Annotated in this window: 1 pseudogene; it reads right to left on the reverse strand. The window is 57.8% G+C overall.

Features of this window, described 5'->3' with window-relative positions:
* Nucleotides 1-412 precede the first annotated feature (412 nt).
* Nucleotides 413-2,486 (reverse strand): annotated as a pseudogene (locus JUI81_RS31575) (hypothetical protein); the annotation flags it as partial.

Below are 2,486 nucleotides of genomic sequence, written 5' to 3' on the forward strand. Positions count from 1 at the left end.
GGGCTGAGGTTTTTCAGGGCTTGAACGAGCATGGGAGGGCACTCCGGCCGGGGTAGGGCGATGGAGTGATTTAAGGCCTGAAGCGGGAGGGTTGGCTACTGTCAGAAATAACAGGTAGACGCAGTTTCCAGACCAGCGGTCGGCTCGTGTGGGGTGAGCAGTGCCCATAACAAAACGGCCTTTAAAGGCCGTTTTGTTGGTGCAATTTTCAACTGGTCAAATTATCTCTGATTCGGATCCGCACTGACGGTGAACTCGTATTGAACGGGGGTTTACCTTCCTCGGCAGGCGATACCCCTTCCCATAGTCTCGTGTACTAGGCTTTTTTCATCGAAAAAACGCCAGCTTTAGGAGCAAGCCTCATCCGCTTTCCCTAACGGGAAAGCGGATGAGGTGGATAACGTTTTTCGTATCAACCCTCAAAGGTCCCGCCATTCAGCTGACATAATATGTGGCGCGGGGAATTGGTGTCTTGAGCAAAGAAATTCCAAATATTGTCGGGATGGGCAAAAGGTACGCCCGAAATGAAAAGGCCATACGTTACCTCGTGTATGCCGGAGCCGCCTCCGTATGTGACAGTTTCGGGGGGCGTAAACTTGAGAAGCATTAAATCCCTGACCCATCGGTATTGGGCAATGGAACCGTCTAATTTAAAACCTCCTACACTGCGGATCCAAGCGTCGGCTCCAGAACGATCAAGGGGGGTCGGGTTGTAAAGGATTCGGGTGACATTGGCGGTGGTAACCTTGATGCTCAGAGACTGACCCGCGTCGTCTGTTACGATGACCTCAGTCGTGCCATTCCCTTCGCTGCGGATCGTTCCCGTGGCGCTATTAGTCGAAGCTATCAGAGGATCAATAGCAGTGTAGGTATATGGTGGGTGGCCGCCCGTTGCTGGCCGATGGGCCGAGGTGCCGACAGGGTCATGACCGGTGAAGATCCAATTGAGCCCTGAGCCCGCGATGGAAATGTTGTTCCCGGAGAGACTGAGTGGGGACGTGTCCACTGAGAGGGCGGGCGCACCGCCGACCACAAACGCCAACGGATTCGAATAACTGGTCTCGTTCGTCGCGGCCCGCCAGATTGTGTAGCTGACGCTCAGCGCTTCACCGCGATGCGCTTCGAAGTATTGCAAAACAAACGCGGCGTTAAGCGAGAAGTCCACCGGCTTGCCGGCGTTCAGTGAATTGAGGGTCTTGAAATCCTCGAAGAGCAGGTTGCCGGCAGCATCGCGCAGTTGCCAGGTGACTTTGTCCTTGGCCTTGGTTGGATTGTTGACCGGGTTGGGGCAGGTGACCTTGCTGACGCCGCCAGGCAAATCCTTGGGTTCCAGCGTGCCGTCCTTCTCGCCGAGGACGCCGGGTTCGACCAGCTCGAACTTCGGCTCGCCGACGTTCAATGGCGCGGCATGCAGGGATTCACGCCTGACGATCTCGTCGCCGTCTTCCGAGAGCAGGATGTACCACAGCTCCAGCGTACCGCCTTCGAGGAGTTTGAGGTGTTTGCCCTCGACGGTGATGATGAAGCCGTTGGGATCATCGGCTTCCTCACGACTCGGCAAGAACCACTTCAGTTCCGGCTCATAGGTGCCGCCATCCGGTCGTTTGCCGAACCATTTGAGCTCGATCGCCATGCCTTCCAGGATAAGTGGGTCAAACGGAATGCGAATGCGCACGCTCTGCAGGTCAGGTTCGAGCGCGCCGCTTTGTTCGTCCAGCGCGATGGGCGCCGCCAGGCGTTGGAGTTCGCCGATGAAGTGGATGAAGCGGCCTTTGGAGTTCTGGATGATCTTGCCGTCGCGTTCCAGTTCGTAGGAAAACCTTGCCTGGGTTTTTGCCAGGGCACGGGCAGCGGGGTTGGACAGGAGCACTTCGACCAACGTGGGCGGGGTTTTATCGATGGACTGGCGCACCTTGAGGTCGATGGCGTCACCGTCCAGGGTGATGCCCGTGAGGTTCATGATGATGACGTCGTCCTTTTTGAACTCAGCCGACGCTGCCCAGACCTGCAGAAGCAGCGGTTCATCTCTACCCAGCTTCTTGAGGTCGAGGATGTCGCCGTCGGCTTGTTTGAGGATGGGCGCCTCCAGCCGCGAGTTACCGGTGTCGACGACGATGCGCGTTTCCTTGCACCAGTCTTCGGACTGGTTGTACACCCGGTCGCGGACCATGAAGGTGACGGCCAGGCCTTCGAGGCCGGAGTCGCCGGCCTTGAGGATGGTGGCTTCGTCGATGTGGACCTTGATCGGGTTGTTCAGCGGGTCATCGATCTGCGCCTGGGTGACGGGATCGGACAGCACCAACTGGCCGCCCCAGCTCACCGTGATCACATCGCCCACGGCGATGTTTTCGTAGGGGCGGTCGGTGCCGCTGCCGGGTTTGGCCTGGATAAGGATGTCCACGCCATCTTTGGCGCTGTCCTTGTCCACGCCATCCTGGACGATCTCCTTCGGGTCGCACCCCATGTTCAACCCGGAATGCCCATAA

The sequence above is a fragment of the Pseudomonas sp. 008 genome (assembly GCF_016861935.1).
In the GTDB taxonomy this organism is placed as follows: domain Bacteria; phylum Pseudomonadota; class Gammaproteobacteria; order Pseudomonadales; family Pseudomonadaceae; genus Aquipseudomonas.